This window comes from Mesorhizobium loti (genome assembly GCF_003148495.1).
Lineage (GTDB): Bacteria > Pseudomonadota > Alphaproteobacteria > Rhizobiales > Rhizobiaceae > Mesorhizobium > Mesorhizobium loti.
In genome coordinates, this window is record NZ_QGGH01000001.1 from 322,962 (window position 1) to 348,049 (window position 25,088).

The 25,088-nt window shown below is 61.4% G+C and carries 24 protein-coding genes, 1 tRNA gene and 3 pseudogenes; 11 read left to right on the forward strand and 17 right to left on the reverse strand.

Annotation, left to right across the window (positions count from 1 at the left end; translation table 11 throughout):
* Nucleotides 1-1,140: an ABC transporter permease gene (locus tag C8D77_RS01780; RefSeq protein WP_109658880.1), complete on the reverse strand. Its 1,140-nt coding sequence runs from the start codon at nucleotides 1,138-1,140 to the stop codon at nucleotides 1-3.
* The gene (locus tag C8D77_RS01785) at nucleotides 1,137-2,669 is read right to left on the reverse strand and encodes an ABC transporter ATP-binding protein (protein WP_109658881.1); all 1,533 of its coding nucleotides are present in this window, start codon (nucleotides 2,667-2,669) and stop codon (nucleotides 1,137-1,139) included. Before C8D77_RS01785 ends, C8D77_RS01780 begins: the two co-directional genes overlap by 4 nt.
* Before the next feature lie 200 nt (nucleotides 2,670-2,869).
* On the opposite strand from C8D77_RS01785, the gene C8D77_RS01790 reads away from it, so the two are divergent.
* On the forward strand, nucleotides 2,870-3,079 hold the full coding sequence (locus C8D77_RS01790) for a SlyX family protein (protein ID WP_056595051.1): 210 nt from the start codon (nucleotides 2,870-2,872) through the stop codon (nucleotides 3,077-3,079).
* 22 nt (nucleotides 3,080-3,101) lie between these two features.
* Nucleotides 3,102-3,494, forward strand: a complete 393-nt coding sequence (locus C8D77_RS01795; protein WP_109658882.1) for a hypothetical protein — start codon at nucleotides 3,102-3,104, stop codon at nucleotides 3,492-3,494.
* A 16-nt stretch (nucleotides 3,495-3,510) separates the two neighbouring features.
* On the opposite strand, the gene C8D77_RS01800 is transcribed toward C8D77_RS01795, so the two are convergent.
* From C8D77_RS01800 to C8D77_RS01820, 5 genes are all read right to left on the reverse strand, one after another.
* Nucleotides 3,511-3,972, reverse strand: a complete 462-nt coding sequence (locus C8D77_RS01800; RefSeq protein WP_109658883.1) for a GNAT family N-acetyltransferase — start codon at nucleotides 3,970-3,972, stop codon at nucleotides 3,511-3,513.
* A 117-nt stretch (nucleotides 3,973-4,089) separates the two neighbouring features.
* Entirely contained in the window at nucleotides 4,090-5,079 is a 990-nt protein-coding gene (locus C8D77_RS01805) for a BMP family lipoprotein (protein WP_109661151.1), read from the reverse strand.
* A 211-nt stretch (nucleotides 5,080-5,290) separates the two neighbouring features.
* Nucleotides 5,291-5,956: a peptide-methionine (S)-S-oxide reductase MsrA gene (msrA, locus tag C8D77_RS01810; RefSeq protein WP_109658884.1), complete on the reverse strand. Its 666-nt coding sequence runs from the start codon at nucleotides 5,954-5,956 to the stop codon at nucleotides 5,291-5,293.
* A 106-nt stretch (nucleotides 5,957-6,062) separates the two neighbouring features.
* The gene (locus tag C8D77_RS01815; protein WP_109658885.1) at nucleotides 6,063-6,386 is read right to left on the reverse strand and encodes a hypothetical protein; all 324 of its coding nucleotides are present in this window, start codon (nucleotides 6,384-6,386) and stop codon (nucleotides 6,063-6,065) included.
* A gap of 116 nt (nucleotides 6,387-6,502) precedes the next feature.
* Nucleotides 6,503-7,207, reverse strand: a complete 705-nt coding sequence (locus tag C8D77_RS01820; RefSeq protein ID WP_245951600.1) for a hypothetical protein — start codon at nucleotides 7,205-7,207, stop codon at nucleotides 6,503-6,505.
* 360 nt (nucleotides 7,208-7,567) lie between these two features.
* Here C8D77_RS01820 and C8D77_RS01825 point away from each other — a divergent pair.
* From C8D77_RS01825 to C8D77_RS01855, 7 genes and pseudogenes are all read left to right on the forward strand, one after another.
* Nucleotides 7,568-7,657 (forward strand) — tRNA-Ser (locus C8D77_RS01825).
* A 364-nt stretch (nucleotides 7,658-8,021) separates the two neighbouring features.
* Nucleotides 8,022-8,669, forward strand: a complete 648-nt coding sequence (locus C8D77_RS01835) for a hypothetical protein (RefSeq protein ID WP_146211757.1) — start codon at nucleotides 8,022-8,024, stop codon at nucleotides 8,667-8,669.
* 508 nt (nucleotides 8,670-9,177) lie between these two features.
* Nucleotides 9,178-10,137 (forward strand): DUF1403 family protein, encoded by a 960-nt coding sequence (locus C8D77_RS01840; protein ID WP_109658888.1) that lies wholly within the window; start codon nucleotides 9,178-9,180, stop codon nucleotides 10,135-10,137.
* 2 nt (nucleotides 10,138-10,139) lie between these two features.
* Nucleotides 10,140-10,838, forward strand: a complete 699-nt coding sequence (gene scpB, locus C8D77_RS01845) for an SMC-Scp complex subunit ScpB (RefSeq protein WP_109658889.1) — start codon at nucleotides 10,140-10,142, stop codon at nucleotides 10,836-10,838.
* A gap of 239 nt (nucleotides 10,839-11,077) precedes the next feature.
* Nucleotides 11,078-11,224 (forward strand): annotated as a pseudogene (locus C8D77_RS37450) (hypothetical protein); the annotation flags it as partial.
* Between the two features lie 294 nt (nucleotides 11,225-11,518).
* Nucleotides 11,519-12,373 (forward strand): annotated as a pseudogene (locus C8D77_RS01850) (serine hydroxymethyltransferase); the annotation flags it as partial.
* Nucleotides 12,374-12,479: 106 nt separating this feature from the next.
* The gene (locus C8D77_RS01855) at nucleotides 12,480-13,877 is read left to right on the forward strand and encodes an L-serine ammonia-lyase (RefSeq protein ID WP_109658891.1); all 1,398 of its coding nucleotides are present in this window, start codon (nucleotides 12,480-12,482) and stop codon (nucleotides 13,875-13,877) included.
* A gap of 104 nt (nucleotides 13,878-13,981) precedes the next feature.
* On the opposite strand, the pseudogene C8D77_RS01860 reads toward C8D77_RS01855, so the two are convergent.
* A pseudogene (locus C8D77_RS01860) lies at nucleotides 13,982-14,768 on the reverse strand (Tn3 family transposase); the annotation flags it as partial.
* A 118-nt stretch (nucleotides 14,769-14,886) separates the two neighbouring features.
* On the opposite strand from C8D77_RS01860, the gene C8D77_RS01865 reads away from it, so the two are divergent.
* Together C8D77_RS01865 and C8D77_RS01870 are read left to right on the forward strand one after the other, a co-directional pair.
* Nucleotides 14,887-15,237: a transposase gene (locus C8D77_RS01865; protein WP_146211758.1), complete on the forward strand. Its 351-nt coding sequence runs from the start codon at nucleotides 14,887-14,889 to the stop codon at nucleotides 15,235-15,237.
* Entirely contained in the window at nucleotides 15,216-16,034 is an 819-nt protein-coding gene (locus tag C8D77_RS01870) for an IS3 family transposase (protein WP_245951679.1), read from the forward strand. The genes C8D77_RS01865 and C8D77_RS01870 overlap by 22 nt, the downstream gene beginning before the upstream one ends.
* A gap of 632 nt (nucleotides 16,035-16,666) precedes the next feature.
* On the opposite strand, the gene C8D77_RS01880 is transcribed toward C8D77_RS01870, so the two are convergent.
* From C8D77_RS01880 to C8D77_RS01920, 9 genes are all read right to left on the reverse strand, one after another.
* Nucleotides 16,667-18,112 carry an amidase gene (locus tag C8D77_RS01880; RefSeq protein ID WP_109658893.1) on the reverse strand — a complete coding sequence of 482 codons (1,446 nt, stop codon included), beginning with the start codon at nucleotides 18,110-18,112 and terminating at the stop codon, nucleotides 16,667-16,669.
* Between the two features lie 64 nt (nucleotides 18,113-18,176).
* Nucleotides 18,177-19,004, reverse strand: a complete 828-nt coding sequence (locus C8D77_RS01885; protein WP_210266351.1) for a polysaccharide deacetylase family protein — start codon at nucleotides 19,002-19,004, stop codon at nucleotides 18,177-18,179.
* A gap of 11 nt (nucleotides 19,005-19,015) precedes the next feature.
* Nucleotides 19,016-19,750, reverse strand: a complete 735-nt coding sequence (locus C8D77_RS01890) for an SDR family NAD(P)-dependent oxidoreductase (protein ID WP_210266352.1) — start codon at nucleotides 19,748-19,750, stop codon at nucleotides 19,016-19,018.
* Nucleotides 19,743-20,498, reverse strand: coding sequence for an SDR family NAD(P)-dependent oxidoreductase (locus C8D77_RS01895; protein ID WP_170136650.1), 756 nt, complete (start codon nucleotides 20,496-20,498; stop codon nucleotides 19,743-19,745). Before C8D77_RS01895 ends, C8D77_RS01890 begins: the two co-directional genes overlap by 8 nt.
* On the reverse strand, nucleotides 20,495-21,211 hold the full coding sequence (locus tag C8D77_RS01900; protein ID WP_109658896.1) for an ABC transporter ATP-binding protein: 717 nt from the start codon (nucleotides 21,209-21,211) through the stop codon (nucleotides 20,495-20,497). The genes C8D77_RS01895 and C8D77_RS01900 overlap by 4 nt, the downstream gene beginning before the upstream one ends.
* The gene (locus tag C8D77_RS01905; protein WP_109658897.1) at nucleotides 21,204-22,004 is read right to left on the reverse strand and encodes an ABC transporter ATP-binding protein; all 801 of its coding nucleotides are present in this window, start codon (nucleotides 22,002-22,004) and stop codon (nucleotides 21,204-21,206) included. The genes C8D77_RS01900 and C8D77_RS01905 overlap by 8 nt, the downstream gene beginning before the upstream one ends.
* Nucleotides 22,001-22,909, reverse strand: coding sequence for a branched-chain amino acid ABC transporter permease (locus C8D77_RS01910; protein WP_210266353.1), 909 nt, complete (start codon nucleotides 22,907-22,909; stop codon nucleotides 22,001-22,003). Before C8D77_RS01910 ends, C8D77_RS01905 begins: the two co-directional genes overlap by 4 nt.
* 1 nt (nucleotide 22,910) lies before the next feature.
* The gene (locus C8D77_RS01915) at nucleotides 22,911-23,783 is read right to left on the reverse strand and encodes a branched-chain amino acid ABC transporter permease (RefSeq protein ID WP_109658898.1); all 873 of its coding nucleotides are present in this window, start codon (nucleotides 23,781-23,783) and stop codon (nucleotides 22,911-22,913) included.
* A gap of 82 nt (nucleotides 23,784-23,865) precedes the next feature.
* Nucleotides 23,866-25,017: an ABC transporter substrate-binding protein gene (locus C8D77_RS01920; protein ID WP_109658899.1), complete on the reverse strand. Its 1,152-nt coding sequence runs from the start codon at nucleotides 25,015-25,017 to the stop codon at nucleotides 23,866-23,868.
* Nucleotides 25,018-25,088: the final 71 nt, after the last annotated feature.

Here is a 25,088-nt window from a genome sequence, read left to right on the forward strand (position 1 = left end):
TCAGACACCCTTCCCCTTGACCGCTTCCATGCCGACCGATCGCGGACTGAACGAGGCGAACAGCGCCTGGATGTAGGGCCGGAACATGTGCTCGAGGGCGCCGGCAAACAGGATCACCAGACCCTGGATGATGACGATCATATCGCGGCTGATCGCCGGCATCTCGAAGGCAAGCTCGGCGCCGCCCTGGTAGAGCATGCCAAACAGGATCGCCGCCAGCACGATGCCGACCGGGTGCAGGCGGCCCATCAGCGCCACGGCGATGCCGACGAAGCCGGCGCCGGAAACGAAGTCGATGGCGACATTGTGCTGGTCGCCCATCACCGGGTTGAGCGCCATCATGCCGGCCAGTGCGCCGGAGATCATCATGGCGGTGATGATGATGCGGGTTTCGGAAATGCCGGCATAGCGCGCCGCCTTTGGGCTGTGACCGTAGGTGCGCATCTCATAGCCGAGCTTGGTGCGCCAGATCAGCAGCCAGACCAGGAAGGCCATGGCCAGCGCCAGCAGAAAGGAAATGTTGAGCGGCGCCGAACGGATCTTGGCGCCGAACAGCTCGATGATCCAATTGAGCTTCGGCAATTCCGCGCCGGCGAGGAAGTTGCGCGTCTGCGGCGCTTGCGATGCTGCCGGCTTCAACGGGCCCACCAGCAGGTAGACCATGATCGAGGCGGCGATGAAGTTGAACATGATGGTGGTGATGACGATGTGCGAGCCGCGCTTGGCCTGCAGATAGGCGGGAATAAGCGCCCACAACGCGCCCACGACCGCCGCAGCGACGATGGCCAGCGGAAAGGTCAGCCACCACGGCAGCGTGCTGTCGAAGGAAAGACAGACGATGGCGATGCCGAGGCCGGCAATGTAGGCCTGTCCCTCAGTGCCGATGTTGAACAGGCCGCAATGCGCTGCCACGGCGACCGAAAGCCCGGTGAAGATGAATGTGGTGGCATAGAACAGGGTGAAGGCAATGCCAGTGCCCTTGCCGAAGGCGCCCTCGACCAGGATGACGGCGGCACGCAACGGGTTCTCGCCGACCAGAAGCACGACGAAGCCGGCGACGACGAAGGCGACGAACAGATTGATCAGCGGGATCAGGCCATAGTCGGCCCAGGCCGGCAGTTTGGCGTAAGGCGTGCTCATTGCGCGGCCTCCTGCTGCTCGACGCCGGCCATCAGCAGGCCGAGCTCGCCTTCGGTCGCCTCTGGGCCGCGCTCGCCGACGATGCGGCCGGCAAACATCACCAGGATGCGATCTGAGAGGGATCGGATCTCATCCAGCTCGACCGAGACCACCAGCACCGCCTTGCCCTGGTCGCGCATGGCGATCAGACGCTTGTGGATGAATTCGATGGCGCCGACATCGACGCCGCGCGTCGGCTGGCCGACGATGAGAACACCCGGGTCTTGTTCCATTTCCCGCGCAAGCACGATCTTCTGCTGGTTGCCGCCGGAGAAATTGGCGGTCTTCAGCCGGCAGTCCGCCGGGCGGATGTCGTATTTGGCGATCTTGTCCTTGGCATCGTTACGGATCGCATCGATGTTGAGGAACGGCCCCTTCAAATAGCGCGGGTCGTCATGATAGCCAAGGATGGAATTCTCATTCTCCTCGAAGGCCAGCACCAGCCCGACATGGTGGCGGTCCTCCGGCACGTGCGCCAGGCCGCGGTCGCGCAACTCGCCCGGATCGGCGGCGCCGGTCAGGTCGATCGGCTTGCCGTCGAGCATGACCGAGCCGGAGACGGCACGCCTGATGCCGGAAATCGCCTCGAGCAGTTCGGATTGGCCGTTGCCGGCGACGCCGGCGATGCCGACGATCTCGCCGGCGCTGATATCGAAGGAGATGTCGTCGACCATGGTGACGCCGCGCGTGTCCTTCACCGTCAGGTTCTTGACCGCGAGCTTGACGCCGCCGGCTTCCGCCTCGCCCTTTTCGACCCTGAGCAGCACGCGCCGCCCGACCATCAGCTCGGCCAGTTCCTCGACCGTGGTCTTGGCTGTCTCGCGCGTCGCCACCATCGTGCCCTGGCGCATGACCGACACCGTGTCGGTGATGGCCATGATCTCGCGCAGTTTGTGGGTGATCAGCACCACCGTCTTGCCTTGATCCTTTAACTGCCTGAGGATGCGGAACAGATGGTCGGCCTCGGCAGGCGTCAGCACACCCGTCGGCTCGTCGAGGATCAGGATCTCGGCGCCGCGATAGAGCGCCTTGAGTATCTCCACACGCTGCTGCAGGCCGACCGGCAGTTCCTCGATGATCGCATCGGGATCGACTTCCAGCCCGTATTCGCGCTCAAGCCGCTCCAGTTCGGAGCGCGCCTTGGCAATGCTCTTCTTCAGCAGCGCATCGCTTTCGGCGCCGAGGATGACGTTTTCCAGCACCGAGAAATTGTCGACCAGCATGAAATGCTGATGCACCATGCCGATACCAAGCGCGATCGCGTCATTGGGCGTCTTGATCGAGGCCGGCTGGCCGCCGACGCGGATCTCGCCGCTGTCGGCCTGGTAGAAGCCATAGAGGATCGACATCAGCGTCGACTTTCCGGCCCCGTTCTCGCCAACGATGCCGTGGATGGTGCCGCGCGCGATCTCCAGATTGATGTCGCGGTTGGCGCGCACGGCGCCAAAACTCTTGTTGATGCCGATCAGCTCGATTGCGGCTTGCGCCATGCAGCCTGTCCCACTCTTATTTTTTTATCGCTTGGTCAAAACGCCTAGCATGACGCTCCGTCCATGCCAATTGGCCGGAGCAGGGTTCACTCTCGACAAATCCCGGTGCGCTTGTCAATTTCCAACGTGGCCGGGACCTTCATATTCGCTAATATGGCGAGGCTCAAATTCGCAGGACGATGCGAGACTAGGGATTCTGAATGATCATGCCCGCCGACCGGCTGACGACGCTGGAGATCCGCGCCGCCGAACAGGAGAAGACCATCGAGGAACTGTCCGGCCAGATCGCCGAGCAGTGGAAGGTGATCGAGCGCATGCAGCGCAAGCTCGATGCCCTGACGGATCGCTTCCTGGCGCTTGAAGAGCAGGCAGGAGATGACGTGCCTGTAACCAAGCCGCCGCATTGGTGAGGAAAAAGGGAGGGTGCACGCCATGGCCGGTGAAAGCGATCGCATCGCGCGGGCCGGCGACTATGTGCTCGGCCTGATGAACGATAAGGACCGGGAGCGGGCAGAACGGGATCTGGAGATCGACCCGGCCTTCCGCGATGCCGTGGTGCGGCTTGCCGAACGCATGCATGTCTTCGACCGTGCCGGACCGGCGGATGGCGAAAAGCGCTGGAAGCAGATCACGCAGCGCATTGCCGACCTGCCGCAGATGCGCACCTCTGGCCTGAGCGATGCCAGGTCGCCAACCGTGATCCGAAGCCTGCCACAGCGGCCGCACGGCATTGGCCTGCACACGCTTGGCGGCCGGCGCGGATTTGGTCTCGCCGTCGGGTTGATCGTGGCGTTCGCGCTGGGGTATCTGGCGGGCAAGTTTTAGAGCTTTGTTTTCGGGATCATGCTCGCGGCTGGCACGACATCAGAGCCATCGTTTCGTCGTCCTGCGCAAAAATCTCAATCATGTTCCAGCCAAGGGCTGCGTAGAAATCACGTGCTTCCCATGCGTAGAGATAGAGGGTCTCAACACCTCGCACAGCCGCATGGGCTTCAGTCGCCCTGACCAGCGCGCTGCCGATCCCTGCGCCTCGATACCCGGCATCGACAACCAACCCGGCCAGCCATGGCGTGAGATCATGCGCTGGTTCAAGTTCGTGGCGGACCAGCAGGCACGTCCCGACCGGTATGTCGCCGAGCCGGGCCACGAATGCGACCTCGAAGCCATCACCGGCAAGCAGTCGGCGAAGGCCTGCCGCATCCTCTTCGACAGTCCTTGCCGTCCCCTCGAAAAAGGTGGCCAGGCGCAGTCGCGCGACGGCTGCTACATCGCGCTCCCGCATGGGTTCGATCGTCGGCTGCATCGTTGTCCCGGAATGGTGTCCGTTGCGAGTGGCGAATATTTCGCTCGACCCGGTAGAAGGCAAAACCGCCGGGCTTGCGCCCGGCGGTTTGCAGATCTTGGCTTATGTCCGTGCCGCTCAGTACGGGCAGGCGTTGTCAGCCGTATAGTCGTGCACTTCGAGCTTGCCGGCGATGATGTCGGCCTTGGCCTTTTCGACCGCCGCCTTCATCTCGTCCGTCACCAGCGCCTTGTTGTTGTCGTCCATGGCGTAGTCGACGCCGCCTTCCTTGAGGCCGAGGTTCTCGACGCCACCCTTGAAGGTGCCGTTCTTGCCGTCCATGAAGGCGGTGTAGACGGCAACGTCGACGCGCTTCATCATCGAGGTCAGCACTTTGCCGGGCTGCAGGCCGTTCTGGTTGGAATCGACGCCGATGCCGAGCTTGCCAGCATCAGCCGCCGCCTGCAGCACGCCGACGCCGGTGCCGCCGGCCGCCGCGTAGACCACGTCGGAGCCCTGGTCGATCTGCGTCTTGGCGATCTCGCCGCCCTTGGCTGGGTCGTTCCACGCCGCCGGCGTGTCACCGGTCATGTTCTGGATAACGTCGGTTGCACCGGCCGACTTGGCGCCGCCGACATAGCCGCATTCGAACTTGCGGATCAGCGGGATGTCCATGCCGCCGACGAAGCTGACTTTCTTGGACTTCGAGGCCATCGCCGCCAGGATGCCGACGAGATAGGAGCCTTCGTTCTCCTTGAATACCAGCGAGCGAACATTGGGCAGGTCGACGGCGTCGTCGATGATGGCGAAGTTGAGATCGGGATATTCGGCCGCGACCTTCTTCAGCGCATCCTCCCAGGCGAAGCCGGCCATGACGATCGGGTTGTGGCCGTCCTCGGCGAAGCGGCGCAGCGCCTGCTCGCGCTGCGAGGCATTGGACACCTCGAACTCGACATAAGCGACGCCGGTCTCGGTCTTGAACTTCTCGGCGCCGTGATAGGCAGCCTCGTTGAAGGATTTGTCGAATTTGCCGCCGAGATCATAGAGGATGGCCGGCTGGACATCCGCGGCGAAAGCCGGAAGAACCATTGCGGTTGCGGCCAGAAGGCCGAGAACGATACGTTTCATGTGATCCACACCCTGTCGGTTATTTTTTCCGTTACGCACCGGATACCCGCCCGGTTCTCCGGCAGGCATACGACGTCAGCCAGGAGTGTACTCCCCTCCCGCTCGGGGCAATCTGGCATGGCCCGAAACAAAATTCACGCGGAATTTTGACCTTTTGGAAAAGCATGGCGTGGGCAAGCCGCACGGCTGCTTGTTCCCTGCGCCACGGGACTCAGGCGGAGGCAGCAGCCGGAATGGTGCAAGCGACGCCGGTACCTTTGAGGTTGCAAGTGCCGTAAGGGTTCTTCGCCAGATATTGCTGGTGATCGCCTTCGGCAAAGTAGAATTCGGGCGCCGGCGCGATCTCGGTGGTGATCCTGCCGTGGCCGGCACCGCGCAGCGAGGCCTCATAGGCATCGCGCGAAGCGCTCGCCGTTCGCAATTGCGCATCACCTGATGTGTAGATCGCGGAGCGGTAGGTGGTGCCGACATCATTGCCCTGGCGCATGCCTTGCGTCGGGTCGTGGCTTTCCCAGAACAGCTTCAGAAGCGCGGCATAGGAGACGATCTTGGGATCGTGGACGACCAACACCACTTCGGCATGGCCGGTGAGCCCGGTACAGGTTTCCTGATAGGTCGGATTGGGCGTGAAGCCGCCGGCATAGCCGACCGCTGTGACCCACACGCCTTCGAGTTGCCAGAACAGCCGCTCCGCACCCCAGAAGCAGCCCAGCCCGAACATCGCCGTCTCCAGCCCCTCGGGATAGGGACCCTTCAGCGGTCTTTTCAAGACCTTGTGCCTGGGGGCGGTCGGGATCGCTCTGGCGCGTCCCGGCAACGCCTCGGACGGCTTCGGCAGATTGAGCTTCTTGTTCAGCATGTCGCTGAGAAAGAACATGCGCGGCTTTCCTCTCTGGGTGGGACGCAAGAAGCCGCCTGACGGTGGCTCTTTCGTTTGAGCATCGGATTTTCCCAAAACCGGCAACCACTTTTGGGTCCGATGCTTAGGTGGCCGCGAACTGTCCCGTGCGCCGTTGCCGCCTGTAGCCGATCGCATAGAGCAGGAAGGCCAGCACCGCGAACACGGCGAAGCCCGGCTGGTTGAGCACCCAGGCGATGGCGCCGTCCCACAGCAGCGGACCGGCCTTGGCGCGAACGAAGGTCTCGAAGGCAGACCGCGTGTCGGGCGAGACGGCCAGCCAACTGGTGTTGAGCGGGGTCAGTACAAGCACTGAGGCCGCCACAGTGCGTGTCGCGTCGAGCACCGCCATGATGACGGAAATCGACAGCGCGACCATTGCGGCAAGACGGAAAACGAAGCGAAACATTGGAGACCTTCCTCCGGCCAGCCCTCAAGCTCCTCCCGAGGGCCTTCCGGTTTCAAAACGAGAGATAGAATGCGCATGTCTGGTTCGCAATCGCCATACGCGAATTTGAAGCCCGACTAAGCCGCCGGCTTGCGTTTGCGCCGGTGGACGCGCCAGACGGCGAAAATGCCGCCGCCTATGGCGCCAACTACCAGCCCGGCCAGGCCGATGAACACGGCGAAATAACCGCAGGCGCCTTCGAAGCAGCTCATGTCGGTACCATTCGCAATGATCGAGCCCGCGAAGAAGCCGGCGAGGGCGCCAACGACCGCGCCGAGGACGATGCCGAGCAGGGCGGCGACGATCGAAACGAGAACCGGCGGCGCTTCGGTTCTTGGCTTGGCATAGACAGTCTCGGCTTCAGACCCGCGGCGCAGCAGATAGATGCAGAGAACCCCGATGGCGATTTCCGCAACGGTGATGGTAAGCGCCTTGCCTGAAAAGACGAAATCGGAAATCGTCAGCACATAGGCCTGCCGCGCCAGCAGCCAGACGATGGTGGCGATCTGCCAGATGGTGAACTGGCGCGGGAAGCGCGCCGAGCGGCCAAAGGCGAGGCCGAGCAGATAGAGCCCCCATAGAATGGTGATGATGTCGACGGCGAGCCCGCCATAGATCAGGTAGAAAACTCCCTCCGGCAGGCTGTAGTCCCACACCAGTCGCCAGGTGGATATCAGGCCGTAGACCGACCACGCCATGACGAAGACGAGCCAGCCCGGCGGCACGAAGGACAGCCCGCTGTCCGGCCGCCTGGCTGGCGTCTGTCCATTGCTCGATGTCATGTCCGCACGATGCCCCCGCAAAGCCTTGTCACTCGACAGGCGGCTCCGGGGGAAGTCAAGGGCGGCCGGCCTGCGGTCCTGCCTTTGCACACCATTGCGGTCGCGGCGCTGCAAAAACGGGCGCGCCGGCGGCCTTGCGAAACACTGTGTGGCCGGCAAAGCGAATAGACTGCCGTTATGGCTTGGCATTCGCCGTCGGATCGACTAGATGAGCCCCGCGCCTGTTGCTTTGACGGCTCAGGTGCGGGGGAAGGGCGTTTGCTGGTTGGCGACGCCGATGGCGGAAATTCCGCCTTGCCCCAAGGGAGGTGCATCTCCCCAACCCGCGCGGCGAAACCGGCCGACGCGACATGCATGGACGGAGAGGTGGCCGAGTGGTTGAAGGCGCACGCCTGGAAAGTGTGTTTACGGGAGACCGTAACGCGGGTTCGAATCCCGCTCTCTCCGCCATATCATCAAAAAAATCAACAACTTATAGTGAATTTCAGAACTTACCCGCCAAAGAGCCCATCATGCAGGATGCTATTGATTTAGGCAGCATGCGACGGGATGAGACATCCGGCCGGGGCGCCATTCCCATCATAAGACGATATCTTGGACCCATCGAGATCACAATTCTGGCAAAGGCGATGAGCGACTACTAGGCTGGGGTGAATCTGGCCTTTCTGTGTAGCGCTGTTCTGTAAATCCTTTGCGGCCGCCTCGATCGACACCGCGCGCGCGTCTTCGATGAATTGCTTAATCGCCTCTTCGCTCATGCGGGTACCATGCCTTGCGACATGTTATGCTGCCGCACTTTCCGAAGGGGGACACGATGCTGATGCGCGTCTGCTGGTTGTTGATTGGGGTCGCAGTTGGAGTTGCTGTGACTTTGGCGATCACAAGCCAAACTTGGCTGATCGCAAGCCTTGAATACAATCTGACCTGGGACCGGGGCCGAGATTGGGTTGGAGCTTTGTCCGGCTGGGCAGCATTCGTCGCAGCAGCGGCAAGCTTGCCCTATTTGATAGGACAGTGGCGCGAGGCCAAAAAGCAAACGAGATTCGTGATCGGCGACGAAGATCCAACCCTCGACGTCATCGAACATTTGAAAGACAAAAACACGCTTGTTATCAGAATAGTGAACTGGAATAGACGGGCGATCTTCGTGAAGGACATTGCGGTCGCGTCCAAAACCAAACCCTCGAACATGACGGACCAGGCTGTCGTTTGGGACGCCAAGAACGAAGATGGTGATGTCGACGCGAAACTCCCCGTTCAGATCAAGGGCTGGGAAGATCGAGCGGCAAGGCCCGGCTTTGCGAGCCTCGATATCCTCCTGATTAGACAAGCAGCCGGTAGCGAGGAGAACTGGACGGCAGACAGCGTAGTGCCTTTCCCGCAGGATGCGAGCATAGACCGCTACATCGCAACACCCACTATCGACGAGGCGTTCTTTTGCTATCTACGGAGCGCGGCTTAAATAGTCGAAATTCCATTTTGAGGAAGAGTCTGGCCGATGTCCTCCGAAGGCAGAGGGTCACGACTGCCTTTGCGGCTGACTACCCTCCTGCTGGTGTTTCTAGGAGCAGTCCATTCCTGCTGCGCATGGCAGGGTACCTTGTTCGAACCGCGTTTGCGAGCTGTCCGTCATGTTCCCCCCATTCCTCAGCCAAACGGCGTTTGCGTATCTACGTCGGCCCGTAACGCCCGATTCAGCATTCCAGCACTTCCGACTCACTATTGGTAACGGTACAGGGTTGCTCAGGTTAATAAAAGAAAGATTTGCCGTGAAACGCGACAGGCGCATGGAATTTGCCGCGTAGCCAGTAAGATGAATTCGGTTGTACGAGTGTACAACGAATTCTCTTCAGTATTTCTTGGGGCGAACGATAATGCAACATTATCGGTCGTTTTGCATCTACGACAGGCTGTGCGTTTTGAGGCGAAATTTGTGGCACTAAGCGCACGGCAGCTTTATCCTCGCAGGCATGATTCGCCTCGATCCCGCGACCGCCAGCCCGGCCCCCAACGTGCCGCCGACCGTCCCGGCCTGGGCGCTTGCAGCCGGACGCGCGCCGAGCGATGCCGATGCCGCCTTCCAGGCCGGGGCCGCCCTGAGTGCGCTCGACAGCCTCGCCCGGGGGCAGCCTGCTTGGGCCGGGGCCTGGCGGCATCGGCTGGCGCTTCGCGGTGCCACCGCCAGCATGCGGCTCGCCGGCCGTTCAGAGGACGAGACCGCCTTGCGCGACGCCTGGTACCTGCGACCGGCCGGCGCCGATCCCGGTCCCGCCGGCGCGATCTTCGGCGCCTGGCGGCGGTTGTCCGTCCAGCCGCCTATCGCCGACTCCGATCGGCTCGAAAAGATCGCTGACCAACTAGGGCTCCATTGGGACGGCGCGGCTCTCACCGACCTTTGCACGGAGATCGAAAAACTGGCGGGGTTGCAGCGGCCGGCGCCGTTTGCCGCCGCGGCGCTCGCCGCTCACGTCGTCGCCGTACGCCCCGACTGCGAGCTTTTTGCGTGGTGGCTCTCCGATCTGGTGCTAGCGCAAAGCCTGCGCTGGCCGCAGTCGCTGCCGCTGCTGATGGCTCAGGCCTTTGGTCCGGCTTTTCGCGACGAGGCCAGCGGCAAGCGCATTCGGCCCGGCGATAAAGGGTTTGAGCGGGCGGTGTGCTTGGCGCTGCTTCGATCAGCGGCCGACGCCTGTCGGTTGGCCGCCGAGCTGTCGCGTCGCGCGGAGCGGCTCATCGCCGTCGCACCGAAGCTCAGGGCAAAGGGGGCGGGCGATGTGATCCAAAGACTGCTCGACGAAGACGCCGTTTCGGGCTCGCTGACGACCAAAAACCTGTCGCGTTTTGCGGCGCGGCGCTTGTTCGACCGGCTACTACAATTGGATGCCGTGCGCGAGCTGTCCGGCCGCACCGCTTTTCGACTGTTTGGGCTGTAGCGATGAGCGAAGCGTCCGCCCGCCGCAAGCCGAACGAACAGCCTGTGCTGCTCGACACGGAACTGGACCACCTGCCGCCGGAGCTGCGCTGGCGCGAATGGATGGGCCGCGTCGAAGCGGTGATCTTTGCGGCAAATGAACCGGTGACACGCAGTGTCCTCGCGCGGGTGGTGGGAAGGAATTGCAATCTCGAGCTGATCATCGACGACATCCGCGCCGAACTCACCGGCCGCCCCTATGAACTGGTCGCGGTCGCCGGCGGCTGGCAGCACCGGACCAAAAAGGCCTTTGGCGACGTCATCCACGCCGCCTTCGGCCAGCAAGGCGGCCAGGGCGAAAAAGAGCTGTCGCAGTCGGAGGCTCTTGTCCTCATGTGTATCGCCTATTTCCAGCCGATCACCCGTGGCGAGCTGTCGTCCTTCTTCGGCAAGGAGGTGTCGCGCGACCTGATCGCCGTGCTGCGCGGGCAGGACCTCATCGCCTCGGGGCCGCGCAGCCCGCAGCCGGGGGCGCCCTACACCTATGTGACGACGAAAACGTTCCTGTCGCAGTTCGGGCTCGACACGCTGCGCCAGCTGCCGGATTTCGAGGCGCTCGCGGACGCCGGGCTGCTGTCGAAGGAGAAGCTCTTGGCCGGTGACATTCCGACGAGACTGGCTGCTAATCATTTAGAAGATGAAGAGCTACAATCCAACGCATAGTGTTGCCTGAGCCAGCCAAGTTATTGCAACGGAGCTTGGGATTGTGCCATGCAGTGTCAGGCACTGGTCAATGATTTCGCGGGGGGGTGAATTGGCGGAGGCTCTCATAGCTCATCCGCGGTGGACGGACTACCGCGAAAAGGGTGGTCTCGACCCTCTGGGAATGCAAAATAGCAGCATCGACCTCGTCTCGCTCCAGTATGACGAGGTGACGTGACCCACCATCTTCATCGGCACTCGGACGCTCCACCGCACTCGCCATCGTCGAGGGCGGGCGGACGAAGGCCGGCCAGACCATTCACGTGCCGATGCCGGACAAGACCCAGTCAGCCGAGATCGTCGGCATGGTGTTCGTCGATCCGGAAGATAAGCGCCTCAATGTCTAGGAGACGACCATGCTGCAGGAACGTCACCCGCTGATGGGTCACCGCATCTCACCGGCCGAGGGGGCCTCCCTCGTCATCTACGACGCCGAGGATTCTTCGCGCTTCAACCTCGGCATCGCGCCGGAAAATCTAGGAGCTGCCTCGATAGCCTTTGGCAGCGAACTGCCGGCAACGATCGGCGCGACCACGACTTCGGGCAAAAGGCAGGCGCTCTGCCTCGGTCCGGACGAATGGCAGCTCTACGCGCCAATCGCCGAGAGCACCGCCATTGAGGCCGCGTTCGCCGCTTTCTACACTAACTGTCCGCATAGCCTGGTCGATGTCGGCCATCGCGAAATCGGTATCGCCATCGAAGGACAGCAGAGAGCGCTCGAAACCAAGCCGAAGCTCATCATCGCCGGCGCCTCGGCCTATCCACGCGCGATCGACTTTGCGGCTTTCCGCAGAATCTCCGACGAGGTCGGGGCTTATCTTATGGTCGACATGGCGCACTATGCCGGATTGGTCGCTGCCGGCCTCTATCCAGACCCGCTGCCGCATGCCCATGTGGTCACCACCACGACGCATAAGACGCTACGTGGCCCGCGCGGCGGCATGATATTGACCAATGACGAGACGCTGGCGAAGAAGTTCAATTCGGCAGTGTTTCCGGGCAATCAAGGCGGCCCGCTGATGCACGTCATCGCCGCCAAGGCGGTAGCCTTCGGCGAAGCCTTGCGACCCGACTTCAAGGCCTATGCCGGACAGGTGGTCGCCAACGCCCGGGCTCTGAGCGAGACGTTGATTTCGGGCGGTCTCGACATCGTCTCGGGCGGCACCGACTGCCACATGGTGCTGGTCGATCTGCGCCCCAAGGCCGTCAAGGGCCGTGACGCCGAGCAGGCGCTTGAGCGCGCCGGACTGACCTGCAACAAGAACGCCATTCCGTTCGATCCCGAAAAGCCGGCGGTTACGTCAGGCGTGCGGCTCGGCACCTCGGCCGGCACGACACGTGGCTTCGGCGAAAAAGAATTCCGGCGGATCGGTGCATTGATCCTGTCGGTGGTCGATGCACTAGCCGAGGCTGGGCAGGAGGGCAATCGTGCAGTCGAAGAGAACGTTCTGGCCGAAGTCCGCGACCTCTGCCGCCGTTTTCCTATTTACCAGTAGCGCCAGTTCAATGGCCAAATCTTTCGCGAGTTGTGCCCTGTCCACCCGGCAGGGCGGTCTGGTGATGCACGCTTAATTCGCCAGCCTGATGGGTCGGAGCAGTCAGATGTTTCTCAGTGTATTCGACATGTTCAAGATCGGCATTGGTCCGTCGTCCTCGCACACGATGGGCCCGATGACGGCAGCGGTCCGTTTCCTGCAATCGCTGAACAAGCACGCGGTAGCGCGTGGCGAAACATCCAAGCCCGCCAGCTTGCGCGTTACCCTCTATGGTTCATTGGCCTTTACCGGCAAGGGCCATGCGACGGATCGTGCCGTGGCGACCGGACTGCTCGGTTATACGCCTGCCGACCTCGACCCAGATGAGGCGGAATCGCGGCTCACGGATTTGCAACGCACCAAGACGCTGCGGCCTGTCAATCTGCCGCCGCTTTCGTTCGATCCGGGTCTTGACGTTGTGTTCAACTACGGGCCGGCGTTGCCCGGCCACGCCAATGGGCTTGTTTTCGAAGCTTTCGACGCGGATACCCGTCTGTATTTCGCAGAAACCTTCTACTCGATCGGCGGCGGCTTCGTCGTCACGGCGGCAGAGCGGGAAGCACGTGAGGCGACACCTGCCGGCAAGGTTGCACGCTGGCCTTATCCGTTCGACACAGCGGCGTCGATGCTGCGGATGGCCAGGGACACTGGCCTTTCGATCGCGGCGATGAAGCGGGCCAACGAGCTCGTGGTACGCCAGCCGCGCGACCTCGATGAGGGCGTGGCACGGATCTGGGCGACGATGAGCGCCTGCATCGACCGTGGGCTTGCGCTTGATGGCGAACTGCCGGGCGGCCTTCGCGTCAAGCGGCGCGCCAAGAAGATCCTTGAGCAACTCCAGCAGGAACGCGGCTCAAATCGTGCCCAGCCGCACGTCGCGTCCGACTGGCTCAGCGTCTACGCCATGGCGGTGAACGAGGAGAATGCGGCTGGCGGGAAAGTAGTGACTGCGCCAACCAACGGTGCTGCGGGCGTCGTTCCGGCGGTGCTGCGCTATTATCTCGACCATTGCGTAGGCGCCGACCCGGCGAGGGTGTCTGAGTTCCTTTTGACTGCCGCCGCAATCGGCGGGCTGATCAAGCACAACGCCTCGATCTCGGGCGCGGAAGCCGGCTGCCAAGGCGAGGTTGGGTCGGCTGCCGCAATGGCCGCCGGTGGGCTATGCGCCGTTCTCGGGGGCACACCGGAGCAAGTGGAAAACGCGGCCGAAATCGCGCTCGAACACCACCTCGGCATGACCTGTGATCCAGTTGCAGGGCTTGTCCAGGTGCCCTGCATCGAGCGCAACGGCATCGGTGCTACCAAGGCGGTGGCGGCCGCGTCCCTCGCGCTTCGAGGAGACGGCTCGCATTTCATGCCGCTCGACAATTGCATCGAGGCGATGCGCCAGACCGGCGTTGAGATGAGCACCAAATTCAAGGAAACAAGCCTCGGCGGCCTCGCCGTCAACCTGCCCGAATGCTGAGCAACGCTCCCAAGGATAGGCAGGCGCAACTCAGCCGCGCGCGGGAAGGTTTTTCGCGACTTCGACAAAATGGGGTCAGAACAAGAGCAGTGCGAAATCGTACGCTAAGGTCGAACGAAGTGAGCGGCTCGCCGTAGTCCAGCCGGGAGCCTCAGCGACCGGAATCCCTCCAGCAGATGCTGTTCGCTGTCCCAGGTGTAGATGCCGGTCAGATCGATGTGTTCCCAGCTCAGCGGCGAGATGTGCCTGAGCAGATAATCCGGAACCTGGCGACGCATGCTGCGCAAGACGACCCGTTCTATGTAGACCGTGTTCCAATGGACGATGGCGCTGACGACGAGGTTGGGGCCCGGATGCGCGGAAGGCTTGGCTTTCAATTGATAGGTCCCGGATCTCTCCTCGCTCGTGGAAGAAGACGGCGCGCTTCAGCTTATGCGCGGCCTCGCCCTTGTTGAGGCCGGCCTGACAGCGCCGGCGCAGTGCTGGGCTCGAATACCATTCGATCATAAACAGCGATCGCTCGATCCGGCCAAGTTCCCGTAGCGCCTTTGCGAGCCGACTTCCCTTCGGGGATGCTGACAGCTTCTGCATCACGGCGCGCGTCGTGATCGACGCCGCCAGATGGAGCAGATCGTCCCGATGGTCTAGAATCAGAGTGGCGTTGATCGGTGCCCCGATGTGGTTCGATAGCGCCGGGTATGTATCGCCTTTGTCGAATGTGTGGAATTTCCGGTCCTTGAGGTTGCGCAGCTGAGGCGCAAAGCGGTTGCCGATCAGGGCGAACAGTCCGAAGACATGGTCGCTTGCACCGCCCGTATCGGTGAAGTGTTCCTGGATCTCGAGGATCGTGTCCTGATCGAACAGCCCGTCGAGCACATAGAATCGTCGTGAGCGGCGGTGTGGATCGGCGTGCAAAAAATTGGATGCCGATCTGAGTGCGCCCCCCGGGCCGGACAGATTGAACAAGCGGAATTGACTTGGAAGCCGGGCTTTCGAAGGATGGAAGCCCATGGTGACTTATCGCACGCACAGCATCGAGTTCAAACGTCAAGTAGTGCAGGAGTACCTCTCCGGCGAGACGCTGCATGGTCTCGCCAAGCGGCACAAACTGCCGCGCAACCTGATCCGCATCTGGGTCCAGAAATACGAGGCCGGCTCCTTTGACGAGGACGTGGCGGCGGCTGACACGATGCAGACGTATGAGGCGCGGATCGCAGCGCTGGAGCGACTGGTAGGCCGACAAGCATTGGAAATCGAGTTTCTAAAGGGGGCTCTGAAAAGCGCACCACGTCCCAGAAGCGGGACTACATCCGTAATCACCGGCCCGGCGGTGTCTCCATCGCTGAAGGATGCCGGCTGATGGGGATCGCGCGATCAACCTACTACGATCAGCCGGAAACCGCCGTGGATGACTCAGCGCTCGTCGAGACGATGGGTGAGATCTCCGACAGCTTCGAAGCTTACGGCTATCGCCGCATGCAGGCGGCGCTGCGGCAGCGCGGCATCGTCGTCAACCACAAGAAGGTCAGACGGTTGATGCGCGAGCATGATCTGCAGCCCAGGATTAGGCGGCGCTTCATCGCCACTACGGACAGCGATCACGAGTTGCCGATCTTCCCGAATTTGGCGAAGAACGTGACACCCGACGGCCCGAACCAGCTCTGGCTGAGCGACATAACCTACGTGACGATAGCGGTGGGCTTCGTCTACGTCGCGGTCATTTTGGATGCCTGGTCACGCAAGGTCGTCGGTTACGCCATCGGCCGGTCGATCGATGCGCGCTTGACTGTTGCAGCATTGAAGGCGGCAATCGAACGACGAAAGCCACCGCCGGGCTGCGTCCACCACTCGGATCGAGGGTCGCAATATGCCGCACTCCTCTACCGCAATCTTCTCGCCGAGCACGATCTTATTGGATCAATGGGCCGGCGCGGCAATCCCTACGACAATGCGAAAGCGGAAAGCTTCATGAAGACGATGAAGGTCGAAGCCGTCTATCCGATGGCCTACGAAACCTTCGCCGACGTCGCTGAGGACCTTCCCCGCTTCATTGATGAGGCTTACAACACCCGCCGATTGCACTCAGCGCTCGGCTATCTCAGCCCACAACAGTTCGAGGACCAACAAGCCCGGCAGATGGTCAAAACTGCGGCTTGATCCTGTCCGGCCCGGGGGGGCGCACTACACGCCGCCAAGTTCCTCTCGGAAGAGGATGGCCCACGCGTCACCGTTGTTGCTGGACGTGATGCTATGTCGCCAACCCCGAATGTCTTCATGGAAGCCCTCAAGCAGCACTCCAGACCGGCAGCATTCTTGGCTTCGAAGGCGCCAGGTCCGTTGCCGGCGATATGACGGGCTTCGAACAGCGCTGCGACGTTCTCATTCCGGCGGCGATGGAATTCTCAGCTCGCGCTGTTTGGGTGGCGGGAAGTTGTCATGCTGGATTCTTAAACAAGGATCGTCGTCCACCGGTTATGCATAGCCGACACGACGCCTCATCCACAGACGGCCTCGATCGGCTGAGAGAGCAACGCTCAAGAGAATAGTGCCGGACCAGGCCGTCATCGTCGATCGGAATGGCGAGTAGAGTCTTTCGTTCGTGTTCTTTGAGAAGCGCACCTCGGGCCCACTTTCCACTCCACCCTAGAACGGTAGTGGCCAAGCCTTTATCCAAAGCAGCCTAGCGGTACAGGAGGCAAATGACGTATTCACAGCCAACATCCGGGCGTTCACTTTTCCGCCACAGCGAAAGGTTCTGAACAGCTCTTGTTCTGTCCCCGGGATGCTATCTATAGGAAATTAGTCAAGTCAGGCCATCCCTGGGCTACGCTCCAGAGCGCGCTTCCTTCCAGTTGATGTGACAGGGCCAGCACCATGTCCTCTCGGCCGAAATGACCGATGAGTTGTACGCCGACGGGAAGACCTTCATGCCGCCAAAGTGGTAGACTTGCGGCTGGCTGGCCTGACGCGTTCGCTACTGCCAAAAACGGAGTAAGCTCGCTAGCCTTGCGCCGGAAACCGCGAAAATCAGCCTCTTTGGTTGAAATGGTCCCTAGCGTCGGTGGAAGGGTCGTAAGGGTGGGGGAAAGAACGAGATCGTATCCGTCGATCATCGCGGCCATCATCCGGCCGGTAGCGTGCAGCCTATCGACGGCCGCGACATAGTCAGGTGCCGTAGTGCGTGCACCGATGAAGTAGCCGTCCAGAATAGCTGGCTCAAGCTCGTCCGGTCTTGGATCGCGGCCTAACGCCGAAAGCTTTACACGGACGGAAAGTGCGACGTTAGAAGCCATGACGGTGATAATGGCATCGATGAAGGCACAATAGTCGAAGTCCGGTGGGTCGATGGCGATGATCTCATGGCCAAACGACGCACAAAGCTCGGCCGATTTCCGTACGGCCTCCCGGCAAGGTCCATCCATCGCCAGACCCCATGGATCCTGCCAGACGGCGATCCGTAGGGGGCGCTCCAAAGTTACGTCTAGGCTCGCTTCGAAGCTGCAGCCGGGTGGAGCTGCGTAGGGTGCGCCGGTCTCCATTCCCGCGGTGAGGTCAAGAGCGCGTGCCGTGTCGCGTACTGTGCGAGTCAAAACGCCATCGCAGGCAAGTCCGCCCCAGCCTTCGCCACGAAAAGGGCCCAGCGGAACGCGGCCGCGGGACGGCTTGAGGCCGAAAACGCCGCACGATGAAGCGGGAATGCGAATGGACCCACCGCCATCGCTGCCATGCGCCACCGGGACAACGCCGGCCGCCACGGCGACGGCAGCGCCGCCGGACGATCCGCCGGACGAACGCGTCGGGTCGAAAGGATTGCGGGTAGGGCCGCCATTTCGGCGCGCCTCCGTCGTTGGCGCCATGCAAAGTTCAGGCACCGTAGAGCGCGCAAACGAGATGAAGCCCGCCTCGCGGAACCGCTTGACGAGGGTCGCGTCGCTTTGGGCCTTCGTCGCCTCGAAGAGCGAAGACCCGATACTCGTCGGCAGGTCCGTTGAGGCAAGGCCTGAATCCTTCAGGAGAAACGGCAGGCCGCTGAATTTTCCGGCAACCACCTCATGGCGGAAAGCCTTCGCCAAGGCGCCTTCGTAATCCTTGTAGGACAGCATATTGGTGAGGGCATCGACGCGTTCGGCCGCCTCTATCGCGATCCGCATCAGGTCCAGCGCGCTCACCTCGCCATTGGCCAGAAGTGCGGCAAGAGCTATGCCGTCCCTGGACCGGTACTCTTCAAAATTCATGACATCTCCGTTCGAGAGGAAGCCGTCTTCCTTCGGTGCAGCCTTCTAAAGGTATGAAAAAAGATTACTTTTCGGACTTGCTCCAGGCCTCCGCGACCTGATGTCCCTGGGCGAACCAGACACCGGGGAAGGTTTTTACCCACTGGATGAATTCTCTGAGCAGCGCGATGCGGGACGGCCGGCCGATGACCTGCGGGTGCATCGTCAGATTAAAGAGCCCGCCCCAGCGGTAGATTTCGCGGAACTCGTCCTGCCATACCTTCAGGATATGGTCGTTGGTGACGATGGTGCGTGGCGCGCGCACCGAAAACAGCGCGAATGGCGCGTCGTCCAGGCTCCAGTGAACCGGAAGCTCGATCGGACCATCTGTCCCGTCATCGAGCGTATGCCGATAGGGGTTGATGGTGTCCATGAAGGAGCTGTCGTAGAAAAAGCCGTATCGCTTCAGGAGGCCGATCATATTCGGCGAGGTCTCCCAGGCCGGCGATCGATAACCGGTTGGAACGATCCCCACCGTCTTTTTCAGGGCTTCCTGGCCCTTGACGAGGATTTCCTCCTCCCGTTCCGGCTGGTCGGGGTCGACCCATTCATGCAGGTAACCGTGATGGCCGACTTCGTGGCCTCTGGCGACGATCATCTCCAGGCGGGCGGTGTGTCTTTCGGCCGTCCATCCGGGCACAAAGAAGGTTCCCCGCACACCGGCATCTTCCAGGGTTTCGAGGATCATCGGAACGCCGACTTTGGCGCCATAGACGCCTTGCGACAGCGTCCCCGGACGGCGCGCATTATCGGGATCCCGCGACAGCCAGAGGGTTTCGGCATCGAAATCGAAGGAGAGCATGACTGCAACGCGATGGCCGCCAGGCCATTTGACAGGACCGAAATGTTCCATCTCTCTATTCCTTAGAATGTGCCTCGGGACGAGAGCCAGCCGCCGTCGACGGCAATGATCTGACCATTGACGAAGGATGCCTGATCGGAGCCCAGGAAAGCGATCACTTCAGCCACTTCCATGGGATCGCCGATCCGTCGCAACGGCGTTCCGGCGATCATCGCGCTCCGGTATTCGGCATCCTTGTCAATCTTGTCGCGGGTCATCGCGGTGAGGATGCAGCCGGGTGCGACGGCATTTACCCGTATCCCTTCCGGACCGAGTTCCGCGCTCAATTGCCGTGTCAGCTGCGAGATGCCGCCCTTGCTGGCGGCGTAGGCGGTGGTGCCCACGCGCCCGACCTCGCCATAAACGGATGCGAGGTTGACAATCGCGCCGCCGGGCTGGCGCAGCAACGGCAGCAGTTCCCGCGTCAGCCGGATGACGGAGCGTAGATTGATGCTGAGGATCCGGTCGAGCAGGGCGTCATCGGTTTCGGCGATGCGTTTCGAGCCGCCGACGCCGGCGCAATTGACCAGGAGATCCAGCCCGCCAAGCGCGCTGGCCGCATCGGCGATCCGCTTCGGTGCCGCCTCTTGGGAGAGATCGACGGCGACAACGGTTGCAGCGACGCCGCCGAGCTCGGACACGTCTTGGTCGACCGCCACGATGGAGGTGCCGCGCGCGATGAGCAGATCGAGTGTCGCGCGGCCGATGCCGCTGTTGGCGCCGGTAACGACAGCAGTCTTGCCCTCAAAGCTATGCAAGGCGACCTCCATCGACCGGCAGCGAAACGCCGGTCGTATAGGATGCGGCGTCGCTGGCTAGATAGAGCACGGCCTGCGTCACCTCGTTCGCCTCACCGAAACGTTTCATCGGATGAAGATCCCTATAGATCTGCCGACGCATTTCCGCTTCTGCGCCGGCGGCCGCGAAGTTCCGCTCCAGCATCGGCGACGAGATCGATCCGGGGCAGACGGAATTGACGCGGATGCCTTCCTCGGCGAGCGATAACGCAAGGCTGCGGGTAAGCAGCGCCACGGCTCCCTTGGTCGTCGAATAGGCACCGAGCGCATGCGAACCGGTCAGGCCGGCCGTCGAGCCATAGGTCACAATACATCCCTTGCGATGCCGCAGCGCGCCCAAGGTGAGCTGGACAGCAAACAGTGTGCCGCGCACATTGAGCGACAGCATCTGGTCGAACTCTTCCGGATCGACTTCCAGAAGCGGTTTGCCGCTGCCAAGGGTCCCGCCGGCGGTCACCAGGACGTCGATACCCAACTCTAAATCCATGCCGTCCCAGGCCTGCCGCATGTCGGCAACTGACGTGAGGTCGCAGCGGACCGCAATGGCCGGTCTGCCGATCGCGGCGCGGAGTTCGCCGAGCCGAGCCTCGTCTCGATCGACAAGGTAGAGGCGCTCGGCGCCTTCGCGGGCAAATGCCTGCGACAGATCGGTGCCGAGAGTGCCGGCCGCGCCGGTGATCAGGACCGTTTTCCCGGCAAACCGCGTCACGATTGTCCTTTCCCGAGATAAAATTCGCGCAGTTCCTCGACCTTGAGATCGGGGCCATTCTTGCGCGAATAGGCGAAACGGCCCTCACGCAGGATATGCACCTCGTCAGCGAGTTCGAGCGCCATCGAGACATTCTGTTCGACGAGAAGCATGGTCAGGCCGCGCGCTCTCAGCTTGCGGATAATGTCGGAAATTTCGCCTACCACCTTCGGTGCGAGCGCTGCCGAAGGTTCGTCCAGCAGAAGCATGCTCGGCCGCGCCATCAAAGCGCGACCCAGCGACAGCATCTGCCGCTCGCCGCCGGACAGAAGTCCGGCCGGTGCCTTGTAACGGGCCTTGAGGCGGGGAAATTCGGCATAGACCATCTCGACGTCTTCGGCGATGCCGGGCTTATCCTTGCGCCGGTGATAGGCGCCGACGGTGATATTCTCATGCACGCTCAGGCCGCCGAGGACTTCCTTGCCTTGGGGCACGAGGCATAAGCCCGCCGCCGCCATGGCATGGGCCCCCTTGCCGTCGATCCGCTTGCCGTCGAGCAGGATTTCTCCGCGGGTCGGCTTCACTAGGCCAGCGAGCGTCTTGAGCGCCGTCGACTTGCCTGTTCCGTTGCCGCCGAGAATCGCGCTCAGCCCGCCCTTGGGTACGGTGAAGTCGAGACCGTAAAGGATTTGAACTTTGCCGTATCCGGCATCGATACTTTTGCACTCAAGCATGGGAAGACCGCCCCAATCCGATATAAGCTTCGATGACCTTGGGGTCCTGAACGACGACATCCGGCTTGCCGTCTGCAACTTTTTGTCCGTAATCGAGGACGACAACCCTGTCGCAAACTGCTTGAACGACGCGCATGACGTGCTCGACAAGCAGGATCGTGACGCCGAATTCGTCGCGCATGCGGCGGATCATTTCGATGAGCCGATCGACGTTGATTGGCGAAAGGCCGGCTGCCGGTTCGTCCAGAATGAAGATACGCGGGTTCGTGGCGAGGCCACGCGCCAGTTCGACCATACGCTGCTGTCCGATCGAAAGATCGGTGGCGAGCTTGTGGGCGTGCTTCTCCATTTCGAACAAGGCCAGCATGTCGCGCGCCTTGCAAGCCGCCTTTTCGTGCCACGCCATAGCATTGCGACGGTTCAGGAAGGATGACATGTACCCGGGGCCAGATTGCTCCTGCAGCGCCAATACGATGTTCCGTTCAACCGTCAGGCTCGGGAACAGCCTGATCATCTGGAAGGTGCGGACCACCCCGTGTCTTGCAACGACATGCGGTGCGGCACCGGTAAAATCCTTGCCGTCGATCAGCACACGGCCGCTGGTGGGCGCAAGAACGCCGGTTAAAAGATTGACCACGGTCGATTTGCCCGAGCCGTTTGGACCGATCAGCCCGACGATCTCGCCTTCGTTGACCGAGAAGTCGAACGCATTCAGCGCCACCATCCCCTGGAAGTTCTTAGTGAGTGCTTCCGCCCTGATTATCGGAGCAATGTTTTTCTGTTCACCCGTCATCTTGCTCTCCAACGAGAGAACTTGCCCGCGAGCCCCTGCGGAGCAAACATCGTGACCAGGATCAACACGCCGCCATAAAAGATGTGCTTGTAGTCGGTAAGTATCGAAAGCATTTCGGGCAGTGCGGTCAGCAGCACTGCACCGAGAACTGGACCCCAGAAACGTCCGCGACCGCCAAGAACTACCATTGCCACAATCGATGCCGAAGCGAGGACAGTATAATCGTCAGGCGTCACACCGCGTATGTGATAAGCCAGAAGGACGCCCGCGCCGCCCGCGAAAGCCGACGATATTGCCAATGCGACAAGTTTGACGGCCTTTGTATTCATGCCGATCGTACGCGCCAGGGTCTCGTCGTCGCGGATCGCCTGCAAGGCGTCTCCTAAGCGCGATTGCGTGAGAAAGCGGATCGCAATCAGACAGATCACCGCAATCACCAGCACCAGGTAGAAGTATGACGATAGCGTGGTGAAGCCTGCGACTGGTTCGACTTCGATCCCATATTGTCCGCCGGTGAAATCGGTCCACTGCGACAGAACGAGATAGACGATGGTCTGGAATGCGATTGTCATGATCGCCAGGAAATGTCCTTGTGCCCGCAGGAGCGGCAGGCCGAGCAAGAAACCGAACAGGCCTGCGACGATCATTCCGAGCGGCAGATTGAGCCAGAACGTGGTTCCGAAGTCCCGGCCGAGGATAGCGGCGGTATAGGCGCCTATTCCAAGGAAGGCGGCATGGGCGAAGGAAAAAAGGCCCGTCCAGCCCATCACAATATCGAGGCTGCTGGCCAGGATGACGTAGATGCAGACGACGATGGCGATATTGATCGCGTATCCGCCGCCGAACACCGTCGATACGATGGCAAGCGTCGCCGCAGCGACGAGGATGAGAAAAATCGCACGCACGTCAGGACCGATCCGTCTGGATGCCGAACAGACCTTGCGGACGTATGGTCAGAACGCCCATCACGAAGATGAAGCCGACGATGTCGCGCAGTCCATTGCCGAGATAGCCGGTGACGAGGGATTCGACGATGCCGAGAGCAAGGCCCGCGATGATTGCACCCTCGATGCTCCCCATGCCGGCCAGAACCACGATCACAAAGGCTTTCATGACGATCAGGCTGCCGGCATTTGGCTGAACGGTGAAGACAGTCGCCATAAGCGCGCCGGCCAGTCCGGCAAGAGCCGCGCCGATGGCAAAGGTCACCACGCCGACACGACGGACATTGATGCCGCAAATCCGTGCCACGGTCGCATTTTCCGACATGGCCCGAAGAGACAGGCCGATCCAGGTGTATTTCAGCACCACAAGCAGGGCGGTCACCGTGACGGCTGCGAGGGCTACGATCGCAAGGCGCTCGCTGGTCAGGAAGATGTTGCCGATCTGAATGGCGCCACGTGGCAGGCCGCTCCTGGCAAGCATCGGTTCCGGTCCGGCAATCTTGAGCACGATGTTCTGCAGCAGGATCGACAGTCCGAAAGACGCGATGATGACGTTTGTCGGATCCTTCTTGGCGATCGGCACGAAGATGGCGCGCTCGATGAACCAACCCAACATCACCATCACAACGATAACAAGCACGATCGAGGGAAGGGGGCCGATGCCCAGGACCTGGGTTCCGACCACGGCCACGTAGCCGCCGAGCATGTAGAATTCGCCATGGGCGAAGTTGACGATTTTAAGGATGCCAAAGATGAGCGTCAGGCCGAGCGCGACAAGTACATAGCTCGACCCGACGACAACTCCGTTAGCCAGGAATTGCTGGAAAAGTATCAATGGTGGAATCCCTGTCCGGGCGTGAAGAAAGAAGCGGCTCCCGGGGGCGGAATCTCTCGCCTCGCGAAGCCGTCGCTGCTGCTTAGTCGAAGGGAAGCCATTCGCGCTTACCATTCTTGACAATCGCAAGGCCCACCTTGAACTCGACGCTTCCCTTGTCGTCGAACTTTGCCGTCGTGCGGTCCGGTCCTTGGGACAGCGGGAAGTCCGGCATGTTGAGCAATTGCTTCTGCATCGCGGCACCGTCCGGCTTGCCCGCGCGGCGCGCTGCCTCGATAAGAAGGCCCATGGAATCGAAGCCGATGGCGCTGTAGACGTCAGGCTCTTTCTTGTAGGCGGCCCGGAATTCCTTGGCGAATTCTGCGCCATGCTTGTTCGGCGTGCTGGGTTCGAACATCGAAGATACGGCGAAGCCTTCCGACGCCGGACCGGCAAGTTCGATCAATTTGTCGCTCATCATCGAACCCGATCCGACGATCTGGGTCTGAACGCCGAGTTCGCCGGCCTGCTTGATGATCTGGGCGCCTGAATCCATCAGGCCGGCGATATAAACGGCCGAAGGCGACTGGGCGCGAACGTTGGTCAACGATGAATAGAAGTCTTTGTCGCCAGGATTGTATGCTTCCATGGCAACGACCTTGCCGCCGATACCCTCATAGTTCGACTTGAACTCGTCGGCCAGCGATTTGCCGTAAATCGAGTTTTCGTAGAGCACCGCCACCGTCTTCGCGTTCAGCTTTTTGAGCGTGTCGGAGGCGGTCTGCTTGGCCTGGGCCCTGCTGCCGGGAAAGGCGCGGAAGAACCATGGGTCTCCGGCCGTATTGGCATCGGTGACGGCGGAAGACGTCGAACCGGCCGAGATCATCGGTACCTTGTATTCCTTGGCGACCTTGCTTTCAGCCGCAGCGACGGCGCTAACATAGGTGCCGCTGATGCCGACGACGTGGTCCTGCTCGATGAGCTTGCGGACCGCGGTTACACCCTTCGTCGGATTGCCTTCGTCGTCCTCGATGAACACCTTGACGTCCTGATCGAAGACGCCGCCCTTCTGGTTTGCCTGCTTGACGGCAAACTCGATGCCTTCGCGGATCGATGTGCCGGCAAGCGAAGCCGGGCCGGACAGCGGCAGTGAGACGCCCAGCTTCAGCTGTTCTGCAAACGCTGCGGATATCGCGACGGACGAGATCATTACGGAAAGTCCAGCGGCAGCAGCCGCTTTTACCCAAATAGCCATGTTCACCTCTTTAAGTTGGGCTGCCGCAATTTTTTATATTGTAATGCGATATAACTTATCTTATTATGGTT